Origin of the sequence: Nissabacter sp. SGAir0207, from assembly GCF_005491205.1 — a bacterium.
Lineage (GTDB): Bacteria > Pseudomonadota > Gammaproteobacteria > Enterobacterales > Enterobacteriaceae > Chimaeribacter.
Genome location: NZ_CP028040.1, coordinates 52,900 through 73,038 on the forward strand (window position 1 = coordinate 52,900; position 20,139 = coordinate 73,038).

The 20,139-nt window shown below is 53.9% G+C and carries 15 protein-coding genes and 6 pseudogenes; 14 read left to right on the forward strand and 7 right to left on the reverse strand.

The features are described from left to right. Nucleotides 1–337 precede the first annotated feature (337 nt). Nucleotides 338–1,093, reverse strand: a complete 756-nt coding sequence (locus C1N62_RS22390; protein WP_137765945.1) for an SDR family oxidoreductase — start codon at nucleotides 1,091–1,093, stop codon at nucleotides 338–340. Between the two features lie 110 nt (nucleotides 1,094–1,203). On the opposite strand from C1N62_RS22390, the gene C1N62_RS22395 reads away from it, so the two are divergent. From C1N62_RS22395 to C1N62_RS22405, 3 genes and pseudogenes are all read left to right on the forward strand, one after another. Then, nucleotides 1,204–1,599: a helix-turn-helix domain-containing protein gene (locus C1N62_RS22395; protein ID WP_137765946.1), complete on the forward strand. Its 396-nt coding sequence runs from the start codon at nucleotides 1,204–1,206 to the stop codon at nucleotides 1,597–1,599. Nucleotides 1,600–1,687: 88 nt separating this feature from the next. Next, nucleotides 1,688–2,580: pseudogene (locus tag C1N62_RS22400) on the forward strand (dihydrodipicolinate synthase family protein). 553 nt (nucleotides 2,581–3,133) lie between these two features. Then, entirely contained in the window at nucleotides 3,134–4,456 is a 1,323-nt protein-coding gene (locus C1N62_RS22405) for an FAD-binding oxidoreductase (RefSeq protein ID WP_137765957.1), read from the forward strand. Between the two features lie 101 nt (nucleotides 4,457–4,557). Here C1N62_RS22405 and C1N62_RS22410 read toward each other — a convergent pair whose 3' ends face one another. The 3 genes from C1N62_RS22410 to C1N62_RS22420 all read right to left on the reverse strand — a co-directional run bounded on the left by C1N62_RS22410 (nucleotide 4,558) and on the right by C1N62_RS22420 (nucleotide 6,622). Next, a complete protein-coding gene (locus C1N62_RS22410) occupies nucleotides 4,558–4,791 on the reverse strand; it encodes a hypothetical protein (RefSeq protein ID WP_137765947.1) in 234 nt (77 codons plus the stop codon). A gap of 54 nt (nucleotides 4,792–4,845) precedes the next feature. Then, nucleotides 4,846–5,796, reverse strand: a complete 951-nt coding sequence (locus C1N62_RS22415) for an Rpn family recombination-promoting nuclease/putative transposase (protein ID WP_137765958.1) — start codon at nucleotides 5,794–5,796, stop codon at nucleotides 4,846–4,848. Nucleotides 5,797–5,872: 76 nt separating this feature from the next. Beyond that, nucleotides 5,873–6,622, reverse strand: coding sequence for a DeoR/GlpR family DNA-binding transcription regulator (locus C1N62_RS22420; protein WP_137765948.1), 750 nt, complete (start codon nucleotides 6,620–6,622; stop codon nucleotides 5,873–5,875). A gap of 81 nt (nucleotides 6,623–6,703) precedes the next feature. Here C1N62_RS22420 and C1N62_RS22425 point away from each other — a divergent pair. Further along, nucleotides 6,704–7,278 (forward strand): annotated as a pseudogene (locus C1N62_RS22425) (NUDIX domain-containing protein). Nucleotides 7,279–7,282: 4 nt separating this feature from the next. Here C1N62_RS22425 and C1N62_RS22430 read toward each other — a convergent pair. Next, nucleotides 7,283–8,247: pseudogene (locus C1N62_RS22430) on the reverse strand (LysR substrate-binding domain-containing protein). 185 nt (nucleotides 8,248–8,432) lie between these two features. On the opposite strand from C1N62_RS22430, the gene C1N62_RS22435 reads away from it, so the two are divergent. The 7 genes and pseudogenes from C1N62_RS22435 (at nucleotide 8,433) to C1N62_RS22465 (ending at nucleotide 14,019) form a co-directional block, all read left to right on the forward strand. Further along, nucleotides 8,433–9,182, forward strand: a complete 750-nt coding sequence (locus tag C1N62_RS22435) for an SDR family NAD(P)-dependent oxidoreductase (RefSeq protein WP_137765949.1) — start codon at nucleotides 8,433–8,435, stop codon at nucleotides 9,180–9,182. A 112-nt stretch (nucleotides 9,183–9,294) separates the two neighbouring features. Beyond that, the gene (locus tag C1N62_RS22440) at nucleotides 9,295–9,711 is read left to right on the forward strand and encodes a DUF305 domain-containing protein (protein WP_137765950.1); all 417 of its coding nucleotides are present in this window, start codon (nucleotides 9,295–9,297) and stop codon (nucleotides 9,709–9,711) included. A 66-nt stretch (nucleotides 9,712–9,777) separates the two neighbouring features. Continuing rightward, nucleotides 9,778–11,234: pseudogene (locus C1N62_RS22445) on the forward strand (YncE family protein). Between the two features lie 233 nt (nucleotides 11,235–11,467). Then, nucleotides 11,468–12,367, forward strand: coding sequence for a LysR family transcriptional regulator (locus C1N62_RS22450; RefSeq protein WP_137765959.1), 900 nt, complete (start codon nucleotides 11,468–11,470; stop codon nucleotides 12,365–12,367). A 346-nt stretch (nucleotides 12,368–12,713) separates the two neighbouring features. Beyond that, complete coding sequence (gene tssD / locus C1N62_RS22455; RefSeq protein ID WP_137765951.1) at nucleotides 12,714–13,205, forward strand: type VI secretion system tube protein TssD; 492 nt, start codon at nucleotides 12,714–12,716, stop codon at nucleotides 13,203–13,205. Beyond that, nucleotides 13,205–13,570, forward strand: a complete 366-nt coding sequence (locus tag C1N62_RS22460; protein ID WP_137765952.1) for a tlde1 domain-containing protein — start codon at nucleotides 13,205–13,207, stop codon at nucleotides 13,568–13,570. Before tssD ends, C1N62_RS22460 begins: the two co-directional genes overlap by 1 nt. Before the next feature lie 5 nt (nucleotides 13,571–13,575). Then, nucleotides 13,576–14,019: a Shiga toxin A subunit gene (locus C1N62_RS22465; protein ID WP_137765953.1), complete on the forward strand. Its 444-nt coding sequence runs from the start codon at nucleotides 13,576–13,578 to the stop codon at nucleotides 14,017–14,019. Nucleotides 14,020–14,139: 120 nt separating this feature from the next. On the opposite strand, the gene C1N62_RS22470 is transcribed toward C1N62_RS22465, so the two are convergent. Beyond that, entirely contained in the window at nucleotides 14,140–15,450 is a 1,311-nt protein-coding gene (locus C1N62_RS22470) for an MFS transporter (RefSeq protein ID WP_137765954.1), read from the reverse strand. 451 nt (nucleotides 15,451–15,901) lie between these two features. On the opposite strand from C1N62_RS22470, the pseudogene C1N62_RS22475 reads away from it, so the two are divergent. Continuing rightward, a pseudogene (locus tag C1N62_RS22475) lies at nucleotides 15,902–16,953 on the forward strand (proline racemase family protein). A gap of 12 nt (nucleotides 16,954–16,965) precedes the next feature. Here C1N62_RS22475 and C1N62_RS22480 read toward each other — a convergent pair. Continuing rightward, a pseudogene (locus tag C1N62_RS22480) lies at nucleotides 16,966–17,633 on the reverse strand (epoxyqueuosine reductase QueH). Nucleotides 17,634–17,825: 192 nt separating this feature from the next. On the opposite strand from C1N62_RS22480, the gene C1N62_RS22485 reads away from it, so the two are divergent. Beyond that, complete coding sequence (locus tag C1N62_RS22485) at nucleotides 17,826–18,623, forward strand: SDR family oxidoreductase (protein WP_137765955.1); 798 nt, start codon at nucleotides 17,826–17,828, stop codon at nucleotides 18,621–18,623. 127 nt (nucleotides 18,624–18,750) lie between these two features. Continuing rightward, nucleotides 18,751–19,689 carry a LysR family transcriptional regulator gene (locus C1N62_RS22490; RefSeq protein ID WP_137765956.1) on the forward strand — a complete coding sequence of 313 codons (939 nt, stop codon included), beginning with the start codon at nucleotides 18,751–18,753 and terminating at the stop codon, nucleotides 19,687–19,689. Nucleotides 19,690–20,139 lie beyond the last annotated feature (450 nt).

Consider the following 20,139-nt stretch of genomic DNA (forward strand, 5'->3'; position numbering starts at 1 on the left):
AGCGCTATAAAAGGTTATTGGCGCTATTTCAGTCAGTTAGCCTAAGGAAAGTATAGCAGGAGTGGCATAAATTTATATAACACTAATTATATAAAGTTTTAATTATGGGTGGGGGCAGGGCGATCTTTTTCTCCTTAGATAGGGGTGTGTCTTACTGCGCCACTGCGAAAAATTGCGGTTAATTACGATTTGAATGCTGAAAAATAAAAAATGACTGGTTAACATTCGCCATTATAAAATCAATAAATAATAAATAGAGAATGATCGTTCTTTTATAAAAAGATAAATGACAGGCCGCCAAGATTTAATTTATCGACCTGCCAGCACAAATTAATGCTTACAACGCCTGTCCATTAATTGCCGCGAAAGCGCTGGCGAAACGGTTTTCTCGCTCTGCATTACGCAAGAAATTCACCCGTTGCACCAGAATTTCTTCCGGGACATGTTCCTGTGACATTATCTCCACCACCTCTTGCACGAAAGCGTCCAGTGGCAGCGCCTGCTCCCAGGTTGACTGGCCGGGTGTCAGCTCGGTGGCAACCAGCGGTGGGGCGATCTCATAGACCGCAACCGACGTGTCACGCAGCTGATGACGTAGCGACTGCGACCATGAGTGAATGGCGGCTTTAGTCGCTGAATATGCGGGGTTTTCTGCCTTTGGCACGAAAGCCAGCCCCGAGGACACGGTAACCAACGCGGCTTCTGGCCGACTGCGTAGGTGTGGGAGCAGGGCTGCGGCAAGGTGGATGGGCGCAATCAGATTGGTTGCAATGGTGCGGTCAGCGACCTCAGTACTCACTACGTCAGCGGTATAGTCTTCCGCTTCCATGATTCCCGCATTGAGAATAACGGCATCCAGATCGGGATGATCGGCACGCATGTTATCCAAAAACTCGGCCATAGATTGGCTGTCTGTCACATCCAGCACATAGCCTGCCATATCAGGGTTGTCCTTCAGCACCTGGGTAAGGGTCGCTTGCTTACGGCCGGTAATGATTATGCGGTTGCCTCTGGCCTGCAAAGCCTCGGCCAGCGCCTTGCCAATGCCTGAGTTGCCGCCAGTGATAAGGATTTTACGGTGGGTAAAACGCATGGGAAACTCCTGGGTGTTTGCGTGAATTTCCAGCATACTGACCCTACTTTCATCCTGAAAGTAGGCACCCAAAATATCTATACTTACCAAAAAGAGAGTGACCGTCGAATATGGAAAAACCTGCGCGCGCACTACGTCACTACCCTGAAACCTCTCCTGAGATTGATCGCCTTGTCATGCAACTGATTGGCCGCATTGCGGATAAATGGACCATGATGGTGATTGAGATCCTCACGGAAAAAGAGGCGTTGCGTTTCGGCGAGTTATCCCGTGCCTGTGAGGGGATCAGCCAAAAGATGCTGACCCAAACGTTACGGGCGCTGGAGCGGGATGGCCTCGTCACCCGTACCGTTTTCCCTGTCATCCCGCCCAAGGTGGTCTATTCATTGACGGATCTGGGACTGGGCCTGAGCGAGGCATTTTGTGGCGTGTGGATATGGGCGCTCAAGAACCATGAAAATATTCATCATGCCCGTGAAGCCTATGATGCGGCATTATTAAAATAGCTTCTGGAGTATCCGAAGGTTTTATTTACGGGCAAAATGATACCTGTTGGAATATTCTATCTGACTTAATTACAGGGAGGGCATCATGATATTTACCGGTCTTAGCGCATTTCCACTTACCCGATAACGTCCTCGGGAATTGATGAAAAAGGCTTCAGCACTATCCTATCGCGGATTACCTCAGCAGGGGCAGATTCCATAGGCGTGCTTGGCTCGACCGGAAGCTATGCCTATCTGACCCGGCAGCAGCGCAAGCAGGTCGCGACGTTCGCCAAGGCGCAAGCGGGCGACATTCCAATCATGGTCTGTATCGGTGCCATCAGTACCGAGGAGGTGGTTCGTCTGGCTGATGATGCCCAGCAAAGCGGCGCAGATGCCTTACTGCTTCCGCCGGTCTCTTATCAGAAATTGAATGAGGATGAGGTGTTCGGCCTGTTCGAAACGGTGGTGCACCATGCTTCAGTGCCTGTGTGCATCTATGACAATCCGGGCACGACCCATTTCACCTTTTCAGATGAACTCTATGGCCGCATTGCCGCACTGAAGGGTATCGGCTCCATTAAGATTCCGGGCGTGCCTGCTGATCCACATCAGGCGCAGGCACGTGTGCAGAGCCTGCGCGACAGGCTGCCGGCGCATGTCACGGTCGGTGTCAGCGGCGATGCCTTTGCCGGGACAGGGTTGAACGCCGGATGTGACATTTGGTACTCCGTCTGCGGCGGACTGTTCCCGCATACTGCCAAAGAGATCACCCTGGCGGCCGGGCGCGGGGAGCATGAGAAAGTGACTGAACTGACGGCGCGCCTTGAGCCGCTGTGGGCCTTATTTCGCAAGCATGGCGGCAGCATTCGCGTTATGGCAGGCGCTGCTGGTGTATTGGGCCTGACCGATAGCGACTGCCTGCCGCGTCCGCTCATGCCTCTTTCAGCAGAGCATCTTGCTGAGATAAAAACGGTTATCGACACCCTCGACCTGCACTGATCATCCTCTTACCCTGATATGCCGACGTAATGAAAATCAGGGTAAGTTGCTGTTTTTAGCTGAACTTCATACAGAATTTCTGTGCTTTCCCACTCCCAACGCCCTTCACTCTCAAGCTTTCCCATTCGCATAGTGCAGTGCTTCGCTCTAGCCAGACAGTTCGTTTACAAACTAAATTCAAAACTCAGTTGACATCGATTTAACAAATCTAAATAATTTGTATACACCAAGTATACATAGAGAATACAAAACAGCCTGTGTCCTGTTCGCCTTACGTACTTGGCGGCACTGTTTGGCTGATAACAGGCTGGATCAAGAAGAGTCCATAAGAGAAGGTTTGCATCATTTTTTGGCAATGACGTACGCGCAAGACGGAACCCAGTGTTAAGGCGTACAGAGCAACATTAAAAGCAAGGTACTATCATCAAGGAGTTTTTTAATGGCTATTTCTCGAAGGAAACTGATTATTGGCACAGGTGTCGGTGCTGGCGTATTGGCTGCGGGGGCTGGGGCAACACTGCTTACCGACAATCTGCCTGCCGCCCCTGATTCATTGCTGAAAATCGATGCCCTTCCTTCAGACGATCCTACGCCGGGCTGGTTCCATACCAGCAAGAAGCGCCAGCCCAAGCCAGCGCTGGTCGGCGACGCACAGGCTCCTTGGGTGGTTATCGGTGCGGGGTTTGCCGGTCTGGCCGCCGCCCGCCAATTGGCGCTCAACTTTCCCCAGGATCAGGTGATTTTGATTGAGGCCCAGCAGGTTGGTTTTGGCACCGCCGGGCGTAACGCCGGGTTCCTTATCGATGTGCCGCACGACATCAGTGCGCCGGACTATATCGGTGATAAAACCATTGCCCGTAATATTCTGAACTTAAATCAGACCGGCCAGCGGATCCTAAAAGATTTGGTGGAAGAGCATAATATTACTGAAGCCCATATGCGGCATTCAGGTAAATATCAGGCTGCGGTAGAAGACAGCGGTATTGCGGTTCTGGAAGCCTATCGCGGTGGTCTGGAATCACTGGGCCAAAAATGCAAAATTATTGAAGGCAAAGATCTGCCTGATATTTTCGGCACCAAGTTCTATCGCAAGGCGCTATATACGCCGGGCACTATTTTGGTTCAGCCCTCTGGTCTGGTGAAAGGATTGGCCGACAGCCTGCCGGAAAACGTCACGCTCTATGAAGATACGCCGATCACCGCCATTGAATATGAGCCACAGATCGTGCTGCACCACCCGACCGGGCGTATTCTGGCCAATAAGCTGATCCTGGCGAATAATGCCTTTGGTACCCATTTCGGCTTTGGCGAACGCACTATTTTCCCAATCTTCACCTATGGCAGCCTGACGCGTCCGCTGACCAAAGCGGAGCAGGACAGCATTGGCGGGCACGATTTCTGGGGCATTATTCCGGCCGATCCGTTTGGTACAACCTGCCGTCGTACCCACGATAACCGCATCCTGATCCGTAACAGCTTTAGCTTTAATGAGGATGGGCGTCACAAGCCGGGTTATACCCAAAAATATCGCCAGTCACACCGTCTCTCATTCGAACGTCGCTTCCCAACCCTGACAGATGTTAATTTCGAACATACTTGGGGCGGCGGTCTGGGGATGACGCGCAACGGTTCCAGCCTGTTTGGTGAACTGAGAAAGAATGTGTATGGCGCGCTGGGTTGTAACGGGCTTGGCACCGTGCGCTGTACCGCGATGGGCACCATGCTGGCCGACTGGCTCGCTGGCAAGCGCAACGATACCATTGACTACCTGTTATCACTGCCAAAACCAGAGTGGAACCCGCCGGATCCGTTGCTGACGATGGGCGTGAACTTCACCCTGCGTCGTGGCATGAGTAACGCTGGTCTTGAAGCCTGATGTAAATGAGTGCGTAGCTGCATCCCTTTCTGGGATGCAGCTTATCTGGCTTTTCTATGAGCGAAGCGTGATAAAACCTGAGTTTGCCGAGATATGCGTATTCAGTGATGAATATGCTTCAGCTCTTCTTCAGTCAGCCCAGTAATTTTTATGATGGAGACATGGTCGAGGCCGTTTTCAAGCATCTTGCGGGCGATTTCCAGACTGGCTTCATATTTGCCAAGCTGTATGCCTTCTCGACATCCTATTTCTTTACCTTCCTGGCGCCCTATTTCTTTGCCTTCCTGACGCCCTTTCTCGCGGCCTTTTTGCTCGAGTTGTTGTGCAATCGTCATCAGTTCATCCTCACCGCTTTGCCAGTTCGACAGCGCACAGAGGCGTGCAGCCATTCAGTGATGAATATGCTTCAGCTCTTCTTCAGTCAATCCGGTAATTTTCATGATGGAAACATTGTCGAGGCCGTTTTCAAGCATCTTGCGGGCAATTTCCAGGCTGGCTTCATATTTGCCTTCTCGACGCCCTATTTCTTTACCTTCCTGGCGCCCTATTTCTTTGCCTTCTCGACGCCCTTTCTCGCGGCCTTTCTGCTCGAGTTGTTGTGCAATCGTCATCAGTTCATCCTCATGTTGCGGCATCCGCTGTGCCAGTTCACGGATAATCGCTTCCGCATCCGGCGTTTCGCCCGCCTGAAGCATATAGTTTACCAGCGCCAGCACCTGCTGTCCGGTCATAAATTCGGTCAGCATCAGCGCCACCAGCCGGTCGAGAAACTCATTCAAATCGCGTTGGCGGATATGTTTTTGCAGCAGGGTCAATGCCGCCATGCTGCGGTGCTGCATGATCTCCTCGTCTGGGATGATCGTTACGTCCACCAGTGGAAAACCCGTGCTGTAGAGCGCGGCGGCGGTGTCCGGGTCATTGAACAGTTGCAGCCAGTTCATGCTGTAAGGATAGGGGCTACGCTTGCCTTGGTAAAACAGCACCGGAATGACCAGCGGCAGCGTTTTATGCCCTGCATCCAGATGACGCTGCATGGCGGCCACCGCATAGCGCATCAACCGAAACGCCATATGCTTGTCCGGTGAGCTTTGATGCTCAATCAGCACATGCACGTACCCTTGGCCTTTCGCCGTGTTCAGCGAGTAGAGCACATCGCTGTAGTAGGGGCGTAAATCATCCTCGACAAAACTGCCGGACTCCAGCTTCAGCGTCGCGAGGTCACACATCGCCAGCAGGGCCGGTGGGAGGTGAAGCCTCATAAAATCACGCGCCGTGTCAGGGTGCGAAAGAAAGGTTTTGAATACCGCGTCATGCGGCGTAGGCGTACTTTTTTTCTTCATTGTGAACCTGTTGCCCCTTGTATAAACGAGCCATGTTACCACCCTCTTCTGATCGCCAGCCGTGAGGGGATCACGGTTACATCAGGCTGATGTGCTTATTTGCCAGCCACTGGCGCATCTCGTCATCGGGTTCCTCATCAACCACCAGTGTGCTGGCCAGTGTCAGATCGCCAATCACAAAGGCGGACGCGGAATTCATCTTCTCCGGCGAAACCATCACCACGGTTTCAGCGGCGCGGGCTGCCAAGGCGCGTTTCACACTCGCTTCCTCGTAGTTGCCGGTGGTCAATCCTGCGGTTTTATGCACGCCGGTCACCCCCATAAAGAAGATATCCGCGTTGATATGCGCGATGGCTTCCAGCACGGCACTGCCCACGGCAACCACCGAGTGGCGATAGAGCTGCCCGCCAATCATGATGACATCGATAAGGGGATAATCCACCAGCGCCACCGCGATGCTGGGGCTATGGGTAACCACGGTAAACGCCAGGTTGGTGGGCAACACCTTTACCATTTCTGCGGTGGTGGTGCCGCCATCGATGATCACCACCTGCCCCGCCTGAATCAACTGGACGGCTTTTTTCGCAATCACCTGTTTTGAGCCAGTCTGCACGTTTTTGCGCGTTTCAAACGGCGCGATAGCGGCTGAAACCGGCAGGGCACCGCCGTGCACGCGTTGCAGCAGCGATTCCGAAGCCAGTTCGCGTAAGTCCCGGCGGATAGAGTCCTCCGAGACGCCAAACCGTTGGCTCAAATCGCTGGATGTCACCTGCTTCTCCTCTGCCAGGATTTGCAGGATACGCTGTTTACGTTGGCTCGATAGCATGAGTGGCACTCGTCTTTTTTCTTGATGTTGCACGATTATGCATGATAGCGTGGATTTTGTCATCAACAGGAGGGCGCAAACGTGCAGGCTAAAGTACGCAATATCCAACAACAGTTACTCTCTGATAACTGGTATATCCTGAAAAAATACACCTTCGAGTTACAACGTGCGGATGGCACCTGGCAGCAGCAGAGCCGGGAAGCCTACGATCGGGCAACGGCGCGGTGATTCTGCTCTACAACCGCCAGAAGCAGACCGTGGTGCTGACCCGGCAGTTTCGCCTTCCTGCCTTCATCAATGGCCATGACGGGATGCTGATTGAGGCCGCAGCGGGCCTGCTGGATGACGCCACGCCAGAGGCGCGCATCCTCGCTGAGGCGGAGGAGGAGACAGGTTTCAGCGTAAGCAAGGTTGAAAAGGTGTTTGAAGCCTTTATGAGCCCCGGCTCGGTCACTGAGAAGCTCTACTTTTTTATCGCCGAATATGAGGATAAAGACAGGCTAAACGCCGGCGGCGGGCTGGCAGAGGAAGGAGAGGATATCGAGGTACTGGAGTGGCCATTGGCGCGCGCACTGGAGGCTATTCGCAGCGGGGAGATCATGGATGCGAAAACCATCATGCTATTACAACACCTGGCGTTGAACGTCACCTTTTAAGCGTCTATCCGCAGGGATGCCGGTGATATTCATCCTGCGATTTATTGATTGCGCGCGCAGAGAGGTGGCCAGGCACGGCGGCAGGGAAATGATCCATCAACCAGTGGATAAATACGCGGAGCCGGGGTGGAATATGCCTGTTTTGTGAATAGACGACATGAAAGGGATAGGGATCTGGCCGCCATTTATGCAGGATTTCAACCAGTGCCCCGGTTTTGAGTGCATGATCCAGCGAATAGGTGAATGTCTGGATAATACCCAGCCCAGATTCCACAGCAGCTATATGGGCATTGCTCTCATTGATGCCCAAATGGTATTCCGTTTTTACCTCCAGTTTTACCCCATTATGTTTGAACCGGAATGGAAACGCCTTGCCGCTTGCTGGTGAAAGATAGCTGATAAGGCGATGGCCATTCTTCAACTCTTCTGGATAGGCCGGCACCCCATAGCGTTTCAGGTAGCCCGGCGTGGCGCAGGTGATCATGGTCGCCTCACCAATTTTGCGGGCAATCAAGGTGGAATCCTCCATTGGCCCGCCTCTTATCGCGCAATCAACGCTATTGCTAATGAGATCCGAAGGCTTATCGGCCACCTCAAGATTAATACGGATGTCCGGGTAGGTCGCCATAAAACTCGCCAACAGGGGAATGACCACATTGCACGCGGTAGACCCGCCGATGGCAATTCGCAGATGCCCACGGGGTTTATTTCTCGATCCCTTAAAAGAGGCATCAATCTCTTCCAGTTCTATCAACAGCCTTACTGCCTTATCGTAATACTCTCGCCCCTCCGGGTAATGGTGATTTTCCGGGTGGTGCGCTGCAAAAGACACACCCCAAGATGGGACTCAAGCTGCTGGATGGTTTTACTGAGGGTGGCGTTCGGCATATTGAGTGACTCTGCCGCGCGGGTAAAATTCCCTGCCTCAACGACCCGAGTAAATGCCCTGATAGCTAAGAATCTGTCCATTTGTTCATTATTCCCGGTTGTTATTTCTAATTATTCACCCAGAGAAATAGTGTTTTTCTTTTTTGTAGATTTTTCCAGCCTTGATTTCAGCGTTACAGTGCCTGTGCGCTGTTAACACGCAATCAGTGATAAGTAACCCGCTGACTCTTCTCACCAATTTTTACCATACATTGAGGTTCCACTTCATGAGTAAAAATCTATCAGAAAAGATCGCATTAGTGACCGGGGGAAGTTCTGGTATTGGCCTGGCTTCAGCAAAAGAACTGGCAACACAGGGCGCCAGGGTCTATATCACGGGCCGCCGGCAGGAGGAGCTGGATGCTGCGGTGGCTGACATTGGGCCAGCAGCGACCGGCATCCGGGCCGATGCCGCGGTTTTATCCGATCTCGACAGGGTTTTTGCGACCATCGCCAGCGAGTCAGGACGTCTGGATATCCTTTTTGCCAATGCGGGCGGCGGCGACATGATGCCTTTGGGTGCCATCACGGAAGAGCACGTTGATCGCATATTCGGCACCAACGTCCGTGGGCTGCTCTTCACAGTCCAAAAGGCGCTGCCCCTGCTGGTGAATGGTGCCTCCATCATACTGACAGGCTCAACCGCCGCGGCCAAGGGAACGGCAAACTTCAGCGTCTACAGCGCGAGCAAAGCAGCCGTCAGGAACTTTGCCCGCTCATGGGCGCTGGACTTAAAGGATCGCGGCATCCGGGTGAATGTGGTTAGCCCCGGCCCCATCCGCACGGCTGGCTTGGGCGGGCTGGTGCCTGAGGCGCAGCGTCAGGGGCTGTTTGACAGCCTTGCCGCGGGCGTCCCCCTTGGGCGGCTGGGCGAGCCTGAGGAAATTGGCAAAGCCGTCGCCTTTCTTGCGTCTGATGATGCAGCCTTTATTAACGCCGCTGAATTTTATGTCGATGGCGGTTTGGCACAGGTCTAGCTAAGAGCCAGATAAAAATAGAGAAGCAATGCTTTTGGGCGGGTTTCATTATCCCGGCTCGCATTCAGCGATTGTTTCTCTATTCCATAAACTCATTTCCATGAAGGTGTTTATGCGATCGATACGTTCTACATTCATTTGCGCCTGCCTGCTGCCGTTCTTCACGGTCGGCGCCCAGGCCCACGATCATGCGGCCCTGCCGGTCACCCACGGCACCCCGGAAGCCGCCTTTATGCAGGATAATCAGGTTGCGATGGACAAGATGATGGCCGGGATGGCCATCAAGCCAGCGGGAAATATCGACGAAGATTTTTTGGCGATGATGGCATCTCACCATCAGGGAGCCATCGATATGGCGATGGCTGAATTACGATACGGCACCCACCCGCAGCTCAGGCGTATTGCACAGGAGATTATCGTCACCCAGCAGCAGGAGATAACCGCCATGTATCAGGCGTTGGGCAAACCGCTGCCACCTTCCCAACCCGCCCCCGACCAGATCACGCCGGTTTCTCAGCCCGTACCGTGAGGGCACGGCCTCCCTTCGCAGGCATTGACGTTTCAAACAGGGCTCTACTAACAACAGGACATCGCCATGAAAAATCTGTTACGTACAGGCGTGGCTGCGGCACTCGCACTCTCATCGCTTCCCAGCCTTGCCGGCCAGGCTCCGTTCGCCTCTGCTGCCCCAAACATCCCGGTCAGCCACCGCGACCGCGTCTATGCGGCTGAACAGTTTTCAAATACTGTCTCGGTCACCGATCCCGCCAGCAACACGCTGCTCGGCGTCATCAAGTTGGGCGATCCGCAGCCTGCCAACCTCAGCCCGCTGTATAAAGGGCAGGTGCTGGTACATGGCATGGGGTTTTCACCCGACGGCAAAACGCTGGTTGTTGTCTCGATAGGCTCCAACTCGGTGAGTTTTATTGACACCGCCACCAATCATGTCCGGCATATCACCTACGTTGGCCGCTCGCCGCATGAAGCCTTTTTTACCCCGGACGGAAAAGAGGTATGGGTCACGGTACGTGGGGAAGATTATGTCTCCGTACTGGATGGCAGTAGCGGCGAGGAGAAGCAACGCATCAAGGTGCCGGGCGGCCCCGGTATGCAGATTTTCTCGCCTGACGGGCAATATGGTTACGTCTGCTCCTCCTTCAATCCTGAAACCGTCGTCATTGAGGTAAAAACCCATAAAATCGTCGGTTCAGTGAAGCAGGCAAGCCCCTTCTGCCCGAACATCGCGGCCTCCCCAGATGGAAAACAGGTGTGGTTTACCCTTAAAGATACGGGCAAAGTTCAGGTCTTTAACGCTAAGCCACCTTTTGATTTGCTCAAGACGCTGGATACCGGGCCGATCACCAATCACGTCAACATTGTGCGCAATGCGCAGGGCAGCTTTGCCTGGATAACCGTCGGCGGCCTGAACAAGGTGGATGTGTATCGCACAGATGACTTCTCACTTGTCGCCTCTATCCCGGTCGGCAACCTGCCACATGGGCTGTGGCCCTCGGGCGATGGAAAGCGGATCTACGTCGGGCTTGAGAACGCCGATGCACTCACGGCCATTGATACGGCAACCTACAAAGTGACCGCCACCATCCCGATCGGGCAGGCGCCACAGGCGGTCGCCTATGTGCCTGGAGCCGTGCCGACTGGCGACGGAACCCAAGGCTTGCAGCCGTTGGGGTGGCTGGCCACGCTGTCCACCTTAAATTGAAATCTGTCCATGCTGCACAGGGCGCGCAACCCGCCACGACCGCCTCTTTGTTCGAGCAAGGGATCACGCAGATCCTCCAGGCGTCTGCCACCGGCCTCGAACCCAAGCAGAGCTATCTGCTGGCGCTGGCGGATCAAGCTGATGGCAAGGGGAAGCTGGAGTCGCTGACGCAGTTTATGACCAATCCCGCGGGCGCAGCCATCGTGAATGCGGTCGGGCCGATCCGCCAAATCGTCGATGCCCAACATGCTGATGAGCGCCGCTATCTGGTGATAGTCAAACAGCAGGGGAGATTGTGCAGGTTCAGACGCCCTAATTCCCCAGCAAAATGAGGCGCGCGAAAAATAAGGTTTATAAAGCCCACCGGATAGGGGGCTTTTTTTATATTGCTGGCGCCATAATCGATGCCCTTAAAATCCCATCTGCGTAAATAATCATACCGGCTACCGGTTTACTCCCGCTTAGGAGCATATTGATGCTGATAGACGGTGCCATGTCTGTTAATTTAAGCCCTTGGCTGGAAAAGATAAAAATAACGCCGCCTTCCCCCTACAAGGAGTTGTTGATGCCAGTAAATTTTGATCTCAACGATCTCTATGCTTTTCGCGCCCTGGTTGAGTATGGCAATTTTCGGCTGGCTGCTGAGTCTATCTGCCTGTCACAGTCTGCGTTGAGCCGAAGAATAGACAAACTTGAGGGCGCACTGGGCCTGAAGTTATTCGAGCGTACGACCCGGCGTGTCAGCCTGACCCTTGCCGGGCAGACATTCGCTGAGCGGGCAGGACGGCTCCTGACCGATTTTGAGGATGTGATGGCCGACATCAGCGAGGTTGGCCAGAGCCGGACTGGTCTGGTGACGGTCGCTTGCGTCCCTTCCGCCGCCTATTACTTTATGCCCAATGTGATAAGCCGCTTTCAGGCCAGATACCCCAGGGTGCGGGTAAAGCTTATCGACAGCAGCGCCAGCACTGTTTATGACGCGGTGGTCAGCGGGCAGGCAGATTTTGGCATCAGCTTTTCGGGTAGCCGGCAGCCGGATATCGAGTTTTTGCCCCTGATTGAGGACCGGTATGTGGCCGCTTGCCGCCATGATCACCCACTCGTGGGCAAGAAGAGCCTGACCTGGCAGGCGTTTTATCAGTATGCCTGGCTCGGTCTGGATAAGACCTCTGGCAACCGAAACCTGCTCGATCAAGCGCTGGCAGAGGTAGTGCCTGAGCGCCCCAGCCGTTGTGAAACCCGGCATGTGACCACCCTGCTCGGCATGGTCGAGGCGGGGCTGGGCATTGCCGCGGTTCCTGCGATGTCACTGCCCGCCTCCGGCCATTCCATCCTGACCCACCTGCCCCTGACCGACCCTGTGGTCACGCGCACCGTGGGCCTGCTCAAGCGCAACGGACGCATACTGTCACATGTGGCCGCTGAGCTTGAGAAACTGATTACTGAGCAGTATCCACCAACGTAGCCGACTGCCGCATGGCAACCGCCCTCAGGCCAGTCGACCGCACCACTTCCTGTACCGCTGCTGACGAGAGGTAATCCAGCAGCTTTTTTGCCTCTTGGCTCCTCACTCTCTGCTTTATATTTGAAAATTATCCACGCTTTTTTGTTACCTGCTTTACAAGTGTGAATAAAGGACGCGCCAATGTATTGATATGCGAGCGCCAGAGAGTTATACGATAAAGTGAAATATATGGGCATAAATCAATGGCTAAAAAGCACGGAGACATGCATCTCATGAATACATAGTTAATTTAAATGATTTAGTTAACATCGATATTTTTTAAATAAATTTCATAAGGATATAAATCATGGCTATTCCTGCTTATCTGTGGCTCACTAGCGAAAAAGGAGAACAGATCAAAGGGTCAGTTAATATAGAAGGTCGCGAAGGTAGCGCCGAGATCGTAGAACTGATGCACTCTGTCAACGTACCCATCGACACTATAACCGGACAAATAACAGCCAAATGTAATCATGGGGATTACGCCCTCATCAAAGAAGTAGACAGTATGTCACCTTATCTCTACCAAGGTGTCGCCACAGGAAAACGCTATGAAAAAGCAGAGCTCAAGTTTTATAAAATAGATGACGCCGGCCAGGAGGCTGAATATTTCCGTACAACCCTGGAGGGGGTTCGCGTGAGTGAAATAGAACCATTCATGTTGAATGTAAAAGATCCGAATTTTGCTAACAATAACCCTCTTGAACTGTTTTATTTGAGCTATGAAAAAATCACCTGGCACCATATTGATGGCAATGTCATATACACAGCTATATGCAGTGACAGGAGAGACGCATAATGGGATGGCTTTACAAGGTAAGTTCTAAGGCATTTTATCTTAATGGAACCTACCAGTTTTCTGCAAAGTACTCCGGCAGGCCCGGCTACAAGAATGACAGTACCCAGGAATGCGTGAAAGGCAAGGGGCCGATTCCACGAGGAAAATATACCATCGGTGAGCCGTTTTATCACCCCAAAACCCGCGCGTGGACGATGCGACTGACCCCTTATGCCTCCAACCAAATGTGTGGGCGTGATGGTTTCATGATTCATGGGGACAGTTCAACGCACCCAGGTGAAGCCTCCGACGGCTGTATCATTGTGAATATTGCCGGCCGAAAAGCCATTGCTGCCAGCGGCGACCATCTGCTTATCGTGGAGTGATAGGTATGCGAAAGGCACTGTTATCCCTTCTAATGGCAGCCCCCTGTTTTTCACATGCCGCAGAAGGCAATTGTGCAGTGATTGGCGGCTCGATGGAGCAGTCCCTCTTTGATGCCATCGTCCATGATCTCAATATCGACGGAGCGACGATTCAAAGGGATAAAACCATTGTGAACGTATTGTATATGTCCCCTGTCTCTGAAGCTTTTGCCCATCAACTTGCTAAAACAGATAGTGACTCAGACAGAAAGAGAAATGGCAAAGCGCTACTGCCGGAAAGTGATTATTTCGAAAGCTATTATATTAACGGGGCAAAGAGCATTACGGCCAGATATACTTTTATAAACCAACATGGCAAGCGCAATGTTTTTATTGCGTCCAGCCTGATGAATAACGATGAGTGCTCTGTACGTTTTAACGGATACCTGACGCTATCCCGTCAATTTTAACAGCATCTTTCCTGTAATTGTCATGACACAGAAAAGGATCGCTCCTTGATCCTTTCCTGCTATCACCTTTCTGGGTCAGTGACGCCCATTGAGGACTATTAAGGCGACCCCATCTTATGCTCAACCAGCAATCTTGCGGGCGGATTGCAGAGGCAGGGCGCTGCGTCGATAGAGATACAGCGTCGCCAGTAGCGCACAGACAGCCGCAAAGCTCATCCAGTAGCCGGGCGAGGCTTTGTCGCCTGTCAATTCAATCAGCCCAGTCGAGACCACCGGGGTGAAGCCACCAAAGAGCGCCGTGGCGAGGCTATAGGCCAGTGAAAAGCCCGCCACGCGTACGTCCGTTGGCATGATCTCCGTCAGGGCGGGGATCATGGCCCCGTTATACAGGCCATAGATGAAGGAGAGCCACAGCAGCACGCCCAGCATCATGGCGAACCCCGGTGCGCTGGCCAGCAGGCTGAGCGCCGGGTAGGAGGTGCAAAGCGCCAGCAGCGTCATGGTCACCAGTACTGGCTTACGGCCGAAGCGATCCGACAGCATCCCGCCAATGGGCAGCCAGATGAAGTTTGAAATCGCCACCAGCAACGTGACCAGCAGGCTGTCGGAGGCACTGAGCATCAGCACTTTCTTGCCGAAGGTCGGCGCATAGACGGTGATGAGATAGAACGCCGTTGTGGTCATCGCAACCATCATCATGCCCGCGATCACCACTTGCCAGTTGGCCAGCAGCGTCTTGAAAACCTGCTTCATCTCGAGGTGTTTACGGCGAGCGTTGAACTCTTGCGTCTCCTCAAGCTTGCGGCGCAGGAAAAAAATAAAAGGCACAATGACGCAACCCAGCAGGAACGGGATGCGCCAGCCCCACTCACGGATCGCCTGCTCATCGAGCAGGGCATTGAGCGCGAAGCCGAGGGCCGCCGCCGCCATGATGGCCACTTGCTGGCTGCCTGATTGCCAGCTGGTATAGAAACCCTTGCGCCCTGGCGTGGCGATCTCCGCCAGATAGACAGAGACCCCGCCCAGCTCCGCGCCTGCCGAGAAACCCTGCAACAAACGGCCAGTCAGCACCAGCAGCGGCGCCCACAGCCCGATGCTGTGGTAAGAGGGGATGAGCACGATAAGGAAGGTGCCAGCCGCCATGATGGAGAGGGTGACAATCAGCCCTTTGCGCCGCCCTACTTTATCAATGTAGGCCCCCAGCACCACCGCCCCGACCGGCCGCATCAGGAAGCCCGCGCCAAAGACGGCAAAGGTCATCATCAAGGATGCAAACTCACTGCTTGACGGGAAAAAGGTATGGGCAATGTAGGTGGCATAAAATCCAAACAGGAAGAAGTCAAACTGCTCCAGAAAGTTACCCGAAGTCACGCGGAAAATAGCGCCAATCCGGGCACGGGTGGTAAGGGTCGAGGTAGGGGAAATGTGCATGGTGATCTCCAAATTGTCAGTGACGCTTTTCGCCGCGCCTGTGCCAAAGACTGGATGAGGAGAGAGCAGTAAATAAGTGCAATTAATGCATCAACCCATGCGCCAGCCACATCATTCCCCGTCCACGTAAGAAAAACCTCTGGATTTACAGCGATTTTATTTTTGGGCACGTGTGTTGCCCAAAAGTCAGGGAGTTAATGAGTTTGCTTTTTTGTGACAGGATTCATAAATAAAATAGGGGAAATTGTGACAGTAAATAATCCGGTCGCCACCTGGGCTATATCACCGCTACGCCCTGCCATCCTCTCGCCGTAGGGCGGTCAATGTTGTTACAGCAATTGTCCTAACCATCATAGAAATCATTGAAAATCATCATCATAATCAACAGCGTGGCGACTGCCTGCCTTGTGTCGCTTGACTTATCACATCGTTTAATCACAGGTGAGTTGCTATGGCCTTTAAAAGAACTGTCCATGCCGTTGATACCCATGCTGGCTGTCCCATGCGCGTGATTACCGGTGGTGTGCCGCATATTCCCGGTAGCAGCGTGTATGAAAAGATGAAATGGCTGGAAGAGAATGATGATCAGCTGCGCAAACTGATGCTGCGGGAGCCGCGGGGCTATCCGGCACACTGCTGCAATATTATTGTGCCGCCAACCGATCCGCAGGCTGATGCGGGCTACATCATCATGGAGCAGATAGAGTACCCGGTGATGTCGGGCGGGAATACCATCGCGGTCGTCACGGTGCTGCTGGAGATGGGCATGTTGCCGATGCAAGAGCCGGTCACCGAGCTGATACTGGAAGCGCCGGCGGGGCTGATCAACGTGCGCGCGGCGTGTCAGGGCGGCAAGGTCAAAAACGTCACCTTTACCAATGTGCCGGCGTTCGCGGTCTATCTGGATGCAATTATCGATGTGCCACATCTTGGCAACGTACAAGTGGACGTCGCCTGGGGCGGCATGTTCTATGTGATCGCGGATGTCCGCCAGTTCCCCGGCATTGAACTGACGCCCGCCTACGGCCGGGAGATTGCGCGCATCTCCGCCATGATCCGTCAGGCCGCGATCGAACAGCTACCGGTTGCGCACCCGGACTATCCCGGCGTTGGCATTACCATTTCCCAGCTCTCTGGCCCCACTGACCACCCGGAGGCGGACTGGCGCAACGTCGTGACAATGGCGTCCGGCGAGTTTTCATGGGATGACCCCTCCACCTGGACAGGCGCGATTGACCGCTGCCCCTGTGGCACCGGCACCTGTGCCAAAATGGCGGTGCTGCACGCCAAGGGCGAGCTGCCCTGCACCGGGATTTTCGCCATCAGGGCATTCTCGGCAACGTATTTACCGGGCGGCTGATCGCAGAGACGGTGACGGATGGCCGGGCGCTGGTGACCCCAACCATCACCGGCCAGAGCTGGATCTACGGCATCAACCACTTCGTGCTCGACCATGACGATCCCTTTGATGAGGGGTTCATGGTGGGCGACATCTGGGCGTAACGGAGGAGCCAGTTACGCCTCGTCGCTCTCCTTACCATAGAAGAGCTTGCCCAGTTTGATCAGCGGGCGGCCCTGGGATTTGCGGTGGAGATTGGTATCGCGTAGCGAGTAGACGCACCCGCAATACTCTTGCTGGTAAAACTGCTCGCGTTTGCTGATCTCAATCATCCGCGCCGCGCCGCCCTGCTTGCGCCAGTTGAAATCCCAGTAGGTCATGCCGGGATAGTGGCTGGCCGCTCGCTGGCCACAGTCGTTGATCTGTTGCATGTTCTTCCAGCGCGAGATGCCCAACGAGCTGCTGATCACCGGAAAGCCGTGCTCGGCAGCATAGAGCGCGGTACGCTCAAAGCGCATATCAAAGCACATCGTGCAGCGCACGCCGCGCTCTGGCTCCCACTCCATGCCCTTTGCCCGCTCAAACCAGTTGTCAGTGTCGTAGTCCGCATCCACAAAGGGCACGCCATGCTGTTCAGCAAAGCGGATATTCTCCTCTTTGCGGAGCAGGTACTCTTTCTGCGGGTGGATATTGGGTTGTAGAAATAGATGGTGTACTCAATGCCCGATGCCTGGATTGCTTCCATCACTTCGCCCGAACAGGGCGCACAGCAGGAGTGGAGCAGCAGTTTATTGGCACCGTTCGGCAGTGTCAGTTTGGGGCGTTTGAATTCACTGTTGTTCATGGATGTACTTCATTTATTTGCAGGTTTGACCTGCGAGTATAGGCGAGGGGCGCGAGAACATGTAGGAATGGTGCGGCGCTGCATTCGTCGGTAGTTGAAGCCGATTCAACGCTCGATTCACTTCTCCTCAAGGAAAACTCACACATCTTTGCCAGACTTAAGCCTGAATTCACTCACACCAAGGAAAACAGGATGAGCAATCAAAAAACTGCACTGATCACCGGCGCGTCGAATGGCATTGGCCTGGCACTGGCAAAAGTGTTCGCCCGCAATGGGTATGACATCATCGCCGTGGCGCGCAATGAGGAGAAGCTGGCCCAAGCCAGCCGTGAGATGAGTCAGGAGGGCGCGAAGGTTCACACCTTTTCTGCTGATTTAAGCCGTTATGAGGAGGTTGAGGCGCTGCATGACAAGGTGCGTGAGGCAGGATTTGAGTTGGATGCGTTGGTGATCAACGCTGGCCAAGGGCTGGGCGGCCGTTTTATTGGCGGAACCGAGCTGGCGAAGGAGTTGCAGCTGATCCGCTTGAACGTGGACTCCTATGTTCATCTCTCCAAATTGTTCCTGCCCGACATGATCAACCGAGGCGGCGGCCATGTGCTGATGACCTCCTCCGTCTCCGGCACGGCCCCCATTCCTTTTGAGGCGGTGTATGGCGCCTCCAAGGCCTTTGTGAACTCCTTCTTCTGGGCGATCCGCAATGAGACAAAGGGGAGCGGCCTGAATATGACCCTGCTGATGCCGGGTGCCACCGAAACCAATTTTTTCAAAAATGCTGGCCAGACTGACACCACCGTGGGCGCCTCCCAACCGACCCAGCCCGAAGAGGTGGCCGAGCGCGCCTGGTATGCGTTGATGAGCGGCCATGAGTATGTCTATGGTGACGATGCAGCCGAGCATGAGGGCGATGTGCTCAACCGTTTGCAGAGCGAGTCACAGAAAGCGCAGCGCCACCGCATCATCTCGGAACCGGGTTCCGCCAACAAATAACCGTCCGATCATCCCGGTAGCCTTGCCGGGATGATAATCCAATAACTTCCGTTTTTTCATGTCATTATCTACACTTAGCTCACGCACAGGTTTGCGTCCTGTCACGTTGAATATGGAATGATGATGTATGCCCGTCCAGCCCACCGCCCGCCTCTCCCGCAACGATTTGGCTGACCTGAATGCGTTCAGGGTAGTTGAACGGCTACGAAGCTTTACCAAAGCTGCCCTTGAGTTGGGCGTCACCACTTCCGCGCTCAGCCATGCTATCCGCAACCTGGAGACCCGCCTGGGCGTACGGTTACTGAACCGGACCAGCCGCACCGTCTCGCCTACGGATGCAGGTGCCAGTCTGGCGCGTCGGTTAAACATCGGATTCCAGGAGATTGGTGAGGCACTGGAAGAGATCAGCCAGATACGTGGCCGGCCAGCGGGTCGCCTGCGGCTTAACGTGCTCAGTGACGGGGCCAGGCTTCTTATCGCGCGCCACTTGCCCACGTTTTTATACCGCTATCCAGAGGTAGAGGTGGAGATCAGCGTGGATGATCGTATGGTCGACATCGTGGCCGAGGGCTTTGATGCTGGCATCCGTTTCGGTGGCACCGTGCCGGAAGATCTGGTGGCGGTAAAGCTTGGCAATGCGCTGAAGTGGGTCGCGGTGGCGTCACCCACTTATCTCCATCACCGCCCGATGCCTACTACACCTGACGATCTGCGCGCCCATGCCTGCATTCAGATGCGAACCGGCCAGGGCATTATCTATAAATGGGAGTTTGAGCGTGCGGGAGAGCGCCGCGTCATTGAGGTTGCCGGTCAGGTGTGCGTCAGTGAAACCGCCCTTGCCATCGAACTGGCGCTGGCTGGCGCGGGCATTGCCTACTGCCTTGAGGCACGCGTGGCCCACCACCTCCGTGACGGGCAGCTCCGAGTGCTCCTGCCAGACTGGTCGCCAACCGAGCCAGCGATGTACCTCTACTATCCCGGTCACCGCCGTATCCCACAGGGACTGCGTGAATTAATTGATCTGCTTAAAGAGGAAATAGCCAAAGAACCGTTTAATGAAATATGAATGCACTCAAATGTCATTCTCATGAATGCATTTAAGTTAAACATACTTATTATTTGAGGTGCGGCTTGCATCACAAGTAAATTAACCTCTATAGATATATTCCTCTGCTACATAAGCCTACCCAAACATAAGTGCGCATTATCCAGAAGTTAATTGGTTTCCCGTAGATAATTCATTGCGGGCGGTCAGGATGTGTTGCCAGACGGCGAACTTAACTCTACGCAGATACTAAAGCCGGTGGCATTAATCAAAATCTGGATCAGGGTGTGGCACAGAAAATTCAGATAGTGGAAGACAATGAAACAGTACGAGCTGCGGACTGCGCAAATGCGCTCAGGATCGGTATCCTAAATTCTTGCGCTATCAGCAGATTAAGAAGCCGAAGATGTTGGTTGGTGCATGACTAGGATATGATGCGTTGAATAATAACCATCATGTTAGTGAGGGATT

Bases quoted from the DNA above. Each gene is read 5' to 3' on its own strand.
- C1N62_RS22485 (WP_137765955.1), top strand. From the start codon at position 17,826: ATGAGCAATCAAAAAACTGCACTGATCACCGGCGCGTCGAATGGCATT.
- tssD (WP_137765951.1), top strand. From the start codon at position 12,714: ATGGCTATTCCTGCTTATCTGTGGCTCACTAGCGAAAAAGGAGAACAG.
- C1N62_RS22435 (WP_137765949.1), top strand. From the start codon at position 8,433: ATGAGTAAAAATCTATCAGAAAAGATCGCATTAGTGACCGGGGGAAGT.
- C1N62_RS22460 (WP_137765952.1), top strand. From the start codon at position 13,205: ATGGGATGGCTTTACAAGGTAAGTTCTAAGGCATTTTATCTTAATGGA.
- C1N62_RS22470 (WP_137765954.1), bottom strand. From the start codon at position 15,450: ATGCACATTTCCCCTACCTCGACCCTTACCACCCGTGCCCGGATTGGC.
- C1N62_RS22465 (WP_137765953.1), top strand. From the start codon at position 13,576: ATGCGAAAGGCACTGTTATCCCTTCTAATGGCAGCCCCCTGTTTTTCA.
- C1N62_RS22420 (WP_137765948.1), bottom strand. From the start codon at position 6,622: ATGCTATCGAGCCAACGTAAACAGCGTATCCTGCAAATCCTGGCAGAG.
- C1N62_RS22390 (WP_137765945.1), bottom strand. From the start codon at position 1,093: ATGCGTTTTACCCACCGTAAAATCCTTATCACTGGCGGCAACTCAGGC.
- C1N62_RS22490 (WP_137765956.1), top strand. From the start codon at position 18,751: ATGCCCGTCCAGCCCACCGCCCGCCTCTCCCGCAACGATTTGGCTGAC.
- C1N62_RS22410 (WP_137765947.1), bottom strand. From the start codon at position 4,791: ATGACGATTGCACAACAACTCGAGCAAAAAGGCCGCGAGAAAGGGCGT.
- C1N62_RS22415 (WP_137765958.1), bottom strand. From the start codon at position 5,796: ATGAAGAAAAAAAGTACGCCTACGCCGCATGACGCGGTATTCAAAACC.
- C1N62_RS22450 (WP_137765959.1), top strand. From the start codon at position 11,468: ATGCCAGTAAATTTTGATCTCAACGATCTCTATGCTTTTCGCGCCCTG.
- C1N62_RS22395 (WP_137765946.1), top strand. From the start codon at position 1,204: ATGGAAAAACCTGCGCGCGCACTACGTCACTACCCTGAAACCTCTCCT.
- C1N62_RS22440 (WP_137765950.1), top strand. From the start codon at position 9,295: ATGCGATCGATACGTTCTACATTCATTTGCGCCTGCCTGCTGCCGTTC.